Source organism: Yersinia pekkanenii (genome assembly GCF_001152565.1).
GTDB classification, from domain to species: domain Bacteria; phylum Pseudomonadota; class Gammaproteobacteria; order Enterobacterales; family Enterobacteriaceae; genus Yersinia; species Yersinia pekkanenii.
Genome location: NZ_CQAZ01000063.1, coordinates 1 through 7,078, shown reverse-complemented (window position 1 = coordinate 7,078; position 7,078 = coordinate 1). Strand labels below are relative to the sequence as shown.

The following is a 7,078-nucleotide window of genomic DNA, read 5'->3' as shown; positions in this document are numbered from 1 at the left end:
GTGAGCAATGTCAGTACGTTGATATCGTCGGTACCCAGGCGCACCGTGGGCGCGATAAGTTCCTGAGCGGCGGCAACACTGCGGCGAATACCGGCGATTTTCTCGGTGAGTGCGCCGCCGACGTCGGTCGTTTGGTTCTGGCCAACCATGACATTTTGGTTATGGCCAACTGTGATATTTTGATTCTGGCCAACATCGTCATTCCTGTCTTTGCCGACCTTGGTCAGCATATTGGCCAATGTACCTATTGAGTAGTCGCCCTCGGCAAGCTGTATCACCTGGCCGGCCATCAGGGTTTTAGTTCCCAATACCGTGGTGCTGTCGTTGGCTTTTACCGTGGTACTGCGAGTCGTAGTGGTGCGATTCTCCTCGTCACTGGTCACGCTGCGTCGGCTGCTGGTTTCCTCTATCGACTGGTCGGTATCACGCTGCCAACTGCCGTCGACCGTCACGCGCTGACTGACGCCGGCGCGCTGCTGCTGTAGCTGTTCGCCTGGCTTGACGGCGGGCAGTGATAATCCCTCAGACAGCGTTTGCCGGATCATTGGCTTATCTGGCCGGCCATCCGCAAAACCAATTTCTACCAGCGTCCCTTCAGGTGGGAACTGGAACATGCCGCCCTCACTGCCCGCCATCGGNACCGCGTTATATTCCTGCGCGCCGGCGGCGGCGTTGCCGTTCTCGTCCAGTAATTGAATATTGACGGCGTAGCGCGGGCGGAACGGGTCGGACGGATCGCCCAGCTCGGCGGCATCGGTCGGACTCATTACCCGAGCCATGCGGGGCAAGTGCAATCCTGCGCCCAGCTCCGGGTAAAGTTTTTCAATCTGGCGCTGTTCCGGCGATTTCTGTGCCGGCTGGCCCTGGCTGTTTAGCGGTGTCCAGGTCAATGTCATGCTGTCGTCAGTCACATCTACTTTAGTGATGCGCCGGCCATTCACAATAACGCCAGGGCGAATGGCTGGGATAAGCGGCAAAGTAAGGCTATTACCCCCGCCGCCGCCCTGGGCGAATTCCTGTGGAACATCGACCGGCGTTTGTGCAAAACGGGAATCGGCATAACTGCCGACATAGACCGTGCCGTCAGGGAGTTGGTACCAGACGTAATCCGGAATGCTGAACGCGCGTCCCAGATTAGCCAGGAGCTGGTAACCGCTGCCGTTGTGCTGAAAATGAGGGATTGGAGTGTCGGTATAGCTGGCGCTCTCCGGCAACACAAAACGCATGGCGGTAGCGTTGCCGACCGCGTCGGTAAGGAAGGCAAAAAACTACCGGGCAATCCGGCATTTTTACCATTAGTGGCTTGGATCTTCGTGCACTCATGACTTACCCTCTTTGATCACGTTCGGATTCGTTTGGATTCGCTAGGATTGGGGTAGTGATTACTACCCTTTCACATAGTTTAGGGTGGGGATCTCTACCATGTCAATGAGCATCGGAAAAAAAATAAGGGATATCAGGGAGGCCGAGGGGCTAACTCGACAGCAATTCTTTGAATTAACAGGCATTCCTACAGGTACTCAGAAATATTATGAGACTGGAAGAATTGAAAGTATTGGGAGTGATGTGCTGATGAAAATCACCAATCACCCTAGGTTTGAGAAATATATGATGTGGTTAATGAGCAATGACAATAAAACGTCAGAAGCTGCCGGACAAATATCGCCGGCTCTCTCCCCTAATGGGCGAGACGACACACCCGACCACCAAACCGGCCAGAAGGTTGGCTAACCATCTATAAAATCTATGTTTCCTGGGGTAAGGGAGGGATTTGCTGTGAGCGCTTCGAAATTTAAAACAGATATGCAAGGGTGTGTGAAATGTGGGCGAGAGACCCCCAAAGGAACCGAGTCTTGCCCTGCTTGCGGGTGCATTCATCCGTCAGAAAAAAAAGGGGCGCTTGGGTGTATTTTTGTTCCTCTTCTATTCATTTCGTTTATTGCCTCGCTTAAGTATCCTATATTATGGCTGCTGTTTTTTTCCATCATAATTTACTGGGGGAGATTAGAAACAAAATTAGCAAAAGCCCAAAATGACAGCGTTGCTCAGTTCGCTTCAGGCATAACCGAAAAAAATAAATATACGAAGAGCAACACCACTAAACGTGCTTTAAATTCAGATAAAACAAAATCTAAATATTTTGGTATCCATGATTTTCTTGATGATTTATCGATTGTATGGGCTGGCTCTCCCTATGATATTGAGTTTAGCTATAAAGATGGTAGTGGTGCTAAAACAAGACGAAAGGTCACTATTGAAGAAATAGCAGTTAGTAATAATTTTAGGCCGTATTTTATAGGTCATTGCCACTTAAGGGATGAGCTAAGGCATTTCAAAATGGACAGAATAGCTTCAAAGATTAATTACAAGTCAAAGCGCTATGATTTAATTGAGTTCATCGATATTGTCATGGATCTTGATTTTGAGCTTGTTAAGAAAATTGATAATGCCATCGCCGAAAGCTATTAATGGAATCAATAATGTCTATTAAAAAACTCGGCGAGGGGCAATATTTAGTCGATACTCGCCCGCAAGGTCGCAATGGCAAGCGGATGCGTAAACGTTTTGATACTAAATCAGAAGCGCAGCAGTATGAGCGGTGGATTATCGCCACGCAAAATAACAAGGACTGGATAGAGAAACCAGCAGACCGCCGCCTATTAACTGAATTAATAGAGTTATGGTGGAAGTATCACGGCCAAACTCTAAAAGCTGGTAAGGATGATTATCAGAGGCTTAACAAATTAGCCGAGGATATGAAGAACCCCCGCGCTGACCAGGTTACGAAAAGCTCTTTTGCTGACTATAAAGCGCTCCGCCTATCAAACGGGATCAGCCCCGGCACGATAAATAGGGCGCAGATGATATTGAGTGGGGTATTTAGCACACTTATAGATAGTGGTCACTATCACAGCCAACACCCCTTGAAGGGGATAAGCAAGATCAAAAAGACTGAAAGCGAAATGTATTTCCTTTAACGGCCTGAGATTGATTTATTGCTTAAGAGTTTTGATGGCGACAACTTGAAGGTAATCAAGTTGTGCCTGGCTACCGGCGCGCGCTGGGAAGAGGCTGCGGATTTAACAAGCGCGTCAGTGATTAAATACAAGGTGACCTTTAATAACACGAAGAATGGTAAAAATAGAACTGTCCCAATATCGGCGAGCCTATATAAAGAAGTTTATAAGCCGGAAGGGGGGCGATTATTTTTGCGGGTTGATTACGACTTTGTAAGGGAAACACTACGGGCCGCCATACCTGCCTTACCCGTAGGGCAATCTGTACGGGTTCTACGGCACACGTTCGCAAGTCATTTTATGATGAATGGGGGCAATATCTTGACGCTGCAAAAAATACTCGGACATAGCAATATTCAACAAACTATGACCTATGCACACTTTGCCCCAGAGCACTTGCAAGATGCAGTTAGATTCAACCCATTGGTACAACAGTCTAATATTGTGGCGTGCTAGAATGGATGTAACGGCGGTTCATTTGAGATGTGATGCGTCGCGATAGGTGAGGGTGGATGCCTAATTAAAGTGATCCACATTTTGCCCAAAATGGTTGGATTGGTATGGATTTATACGGACTTGTATTACATTAAATATCATGGTGTTAAGTTATTCTTGTTGGCGTGTATGGTTATGTTATGACACCCGTTGATGTCGTCGCCGAACGTGCCGGCCAACCTGTGCCAGATATCGTCAGCAAATTGCTCGAGCTGGAGTTAGCAGGGTGGGTAGCAGCTGTACCCGGCGGCTATGTCCGATTAAGGAGGGCAGGCCATGTTCGACGTTTTAATTTACTTATTTGAAACTTATATGCATAACGAGTCGGAAATGCTTGTTGATCAAGACAAGATTACTGACGATCTTGCTGACGCAGGTTTCTATCGTGAGGATATCAACAACGCCCTGAACTGGTTAGAGGCTTTGGCTGACCTACAAGAAGGGCAGAAAGCCCCTTATCTCTACGCCGCCGACCCGCAAGCATTACGTATCTATACTGCGGAAGAATCGCAACGTCTGGACATCACTTGCCGTGGTTTTATCCTATTTCTTGAACAAATTCAGGTATTACACCTTGATACCCGTGAGATGGTTATCGACCGTATTATGGCGTTGGACTCTAATGAGATTAATCTGGAAGATCTCAAATGGGTAGTGTTGATGGTGCTATTTAACATACCTGGTTATGAAAGTGCCTATCAACAGATGGAAGAGTTACTTTTTGAAGTCAATGAAGGTTATTTGCACTAAGTGGTAATATTCAGGCTAATAACTTTATATGGAAGGTGTTATGACTAAAATAGTTCCTGCCAAGGATAATGGGGCATGCCCAGAGTGCGGATCGGCGTTAGTCATTCGCAGTGGTGGTCATGGCCCATTCCTTGGTTGTTCACAGTATCCTGGCTGCCAGTATATGCTCCCCCTGAAAGCGCAATCTGATGGTCATATCGTGAAAGTTCTGGAAGGGCAGCATTGCCCCGAATGTGGTTCAGATATGGTGCTGCGGCAAGGGCGTTTTGGTATGTTTATCGGTTGCAGCCAATATCCGCAATGTGATCATACGGAAGTTATTGATAAACCAAATGAAACATCTATTGCTTGTCCGCAATGTGGCCAAGGGAAGTTGCTACAGCGAAAGTCCAGGTTTGGAAAAGTATTCCATGCCTGTAATCGCTATCCTGATTGTCAATTCACCATTAATCAGCAGCCCATCGAAGGAGAGTGCGCTTATTGCCACTATCCATTGTTAATGGAAAAGAGAACAGCACAAGGCGTAAAACGGTTTTGCGTCAGCAAGTTATGCGGGAAGGCAGTCGTCAGTGAGTAATAACAGTGTGAGTAAACCAGAGGGGAATACTTCTCTGGAAAATGTGTTGCGAGCATTGCAACAAGAAGAGGTTATCGCCTACCCAACAGAGGCTGTTTTTGGTTTAGGTTGCGATCCTGATAGCGAAAAGGCCGTGAGTGCTTTGCTAGCTTTAAAACAGCGGCCGTGGCAGAAGGGTTTGATCCTCATTGCGGCTAGTTATGAACAGTTAAAATCTTATGTTGATGATTCGGTTCTAAGTGACATGCAACGAGAAACTATTTTTTCCTGTTGGCCTGGGCCGGTAACTTGGGTGATACCTGCTCGTATTGAGACACCGCGCTGGCTAACGGGTAGTTTTGATTCATTAGCCGTGAGGGTGAGTGACCACCCACTGGTACAGCAGCTTTGCTCGCAATATGGCAAACCATTGGTTTCAACCAGTGCTAATTTAAGCGGCTATGAGCCTTGTCGCACGGCAGAAGAAGTGAGAATACAATTTGGTCCTTCTCTAATGGTGCTCCCCGGCAAGGTCGGTGGTCGCTTGAATCCATCTGAAATCAGAGATGTGTTAACCGGTAAGCAATTTCGTCAAGGGTAGGAAATAGCATGGATCAGAAGTTCGCAGTGTTTGGTAACCCCATTGGGCACAGTAAATCGCCGAGGATCCATGCGCTTTTTGCCGAGCAAACAGGTATAGAGCATCAATACGGCCGGGTACTTGCTCCTCATGAAACATTTGAGGAAACATTAACGTCGTTCTTTGCCGATGGTGCATTGGGCGCGAACGTTACCACGCCGTTTAAAGAACGCGCTTATGCGAAATGTAATGAACTAACTGACCGTGCATCGCTGGCGGGAGCTGTTAATACCATTAAGCGTTTAGATAATGGGCGCTTGTTGGGCGACAACACTGATGGTATCGGTTTGCTCAGTGATCTTGAAAGACAGTCTTTGATCCGAACAACTGATAGGGTCTTGTTGGTGGGGGCTGGTGGAGCTGCTCGCGGCGTGATCCTCCCTTTACTTTCTTATGGGTGCACGGTGGTCATCACTAATCGGACCTCTTCGCGCGCGCAGCAACTTGCTGAAGTATTTCGCCATTTGGGTGATATTGATGCTACCGAAATGCAAGCTTTGAGTGGGCAGCAATTTGATTTGATCATTAATGCCACAGCCTCAGGCCTTCATGGTGAGATTCCAAACTTACCTACGGACATTATTAGCCCTCAAACCCGCTGTTACGATATGTTCTATCAGGCTGATATCACGCCATTTTTATTCTGGATCAAACAATTGGGTGTGACAAGCTATACTGATGGTTTGGGGATGCTGGTGGGGCAAGCGGCTCATGCCTTCAACCTTTGGCATGGCATGCTGCCTGAAATTACACCGGTATTGAACCAGTTGCGTGATGAGTTAGGTAAATAGAAAGGGATGTAAGAAGGCAGGGAAGATGACGAACCACTCCCTGCATCCGATATGACTCTTTATTTGGTTTCTGCCAGATAGTCATCTTTCCAGCGGACGTAGTTACCCGCAGAGTAAAGTAGGCCTGCTAACTCTGCCGGTGTTAATGGCCGAACTTGCTTGGCGGGGCTGCCCATATAGAGGTAACCACTGACTAACCGTTTCCCGGGGGCAATCAGGCTACCGGCCCCAATCATAACATCATCTTCTATTACTGCCCCGTCTAACAAGATCGATCCCATCCCAACTAATACCCGGTTGCCGATAGTACAGCCGTGCAGCATCGCTTTATGCCCAATAGTCACGTCTTTGCCAATAATCAGGGGGTTTCCGCTAGGATGATGCTCAGATTTATGGGTGACATGTAGCACACTACCATCTTGAATATTTGAACGGGCACCAATAACGATCTGATTAACATCACCACGAATAGCGACTAAAGGCCAGATACTAACATCATCACCTAGAACTACATTACCAATGATCACACTCGATCCATCGATCATGACGCGTTTACCTAGCGCAGGTGAATAATGAAGATAGGGACGAATAGCATCGGACATAATAATAGCCTCTTTATAAGAAAGTATTTTACCGGCAATACTAGCCTTTGCTGATGGAATTACAACCAATCGGGCGTTGTGATCGCTCTGAAAATAGCGCGGATCGACCAAGATCTGCGCGTAAGGGGTGAAAAGTATTCAAACAGTAGAAAAAGACGAAAAAAGAGTTGTGCAAAAAACTCGACTCCCTATAATGCGCATCCATCGAGACGGCACACAGCGAATCA

7 protein-coding genes and 2 pseudogenes are annotated in these 7,078 nt (G+C 47.4%); 8 read left to right on the top strand and 1 reads right to left on the bottom strand.

The window, feature by feature from the left end:
• Positions 1–1,428: 1,428 nt before the first annotated feature.
• The 8 genes and pseudogenes from AEP37_RS20745 (at position 1,429) to aroE (ending at position 6,249) form a co-directional block, all read left to right on the top strand.
• The gene (locus AEP37_RS20745; protein ID WP_049615137.1) at positions 1,429–1,731 is read left to right on the top strand and encodes a helix-turn-helix domain-containing protein; all 303 of its coding nucleotides are present in this window, start codon (positions 1,429–1,431) and stop codon (positions 1,729–1,731) included.
• A 45-nt stretch (positions 1,732–1,776) separates the two neighbouring features.
• A complete protein-coding gene (locus AEP37_RS20740; protein ID WP_162208260.1) occupies positions 1,777–2,469 on the top strand; it encodes a WYL domain-containing protein in 693 nt (230 codons plus the stop codon).
• A gap of 11 nt (positions 2,470–2,480) precedes the next feature.
• Positions 2,481–3,473, top strand: a pseudogene (locus AEP37_RS20735) (phage integrase).
• Between the two features lie 170 nt (positions 3,474–3,643).
• A pseudogene (locus AEP37_RS25295) lies at positions 3,644–3,817 on the top strand (DprA-like winged helix domain-containing protein); the annotation flags it as partial.
• A complete protein-coding gene (locus AEP37_RS20730; RefSeq protein ID WP_049615129.1) occupies positions 3,789–4,262 on the top strand; it encodes a DUF494 family protein in 474 nt (157 codons plus the stop codon). The pseudogene AEP37_RS25295 and the gene AEP37_RS20730, both read left to right, overlap by 29 nt.
• A gap of 40 nt (positions 4,263–4,302) precedes the next feature.
• Positions 4,303–4,839 carry a DNA topoisomerase family protein gene (locus AEP37_RS20725; RefSeq protein WP_049615128.1) on the top strand — a complete coding sequence of 179 codons (537 nt, stop codon included), beginning with the start codon at positions 4,303–4,305 and terminating at the stop codon, positions 4,837–4,839.
• The gene (gene tsaC, locus AEP37_RS20720; protein WP_408068345.1) at positions 4,832–5,419 is read left to right on the top strand and encodes an L-threonylcarbamoyladenylate synthase type 1 TsaC; all 588 of its coding nucleotides are present in this window, start codon (positions 4,832–4,834) and stop codon (positions 5,417–5,419) included. The genes AEP37_RS20725 and tsaC overlap by 8 nt, the downstream gene beginning before the upstream one ends.
• Before the next feature lie 8 nt (positions 5,420–5,427).
• The gene (gene aroE / locus AEP37_RS20715) at positions 5,428–6,249 is read left to right on the top strand and encodes a shikimate dehydrogenase (protein ID WP_049615127.1); all 822 of its coding nucleotides are present in this window, start codon (positions 5,428–5,430) and stop codon (positions 6,247–6,249) included.
• A gap of 59 nt (positions 6,250–6,308) precedes the next feature.
• On the opposite strand, the gene AEP37_RS20710 is transcribed toward aroE, so the two are convergent.
• A complete protein-coding gene (locus AEP37_RS20710) occupies positions 6,309–6,851 on the bottom strand; it encodes a gamma carbonic anhydrase family protein (RefSeq protein WP_049615126.1) in 543 nt (180 codons plus the stop codon).
• Positions 6,852–7,078: the final 227 nt, after the last annotated feature.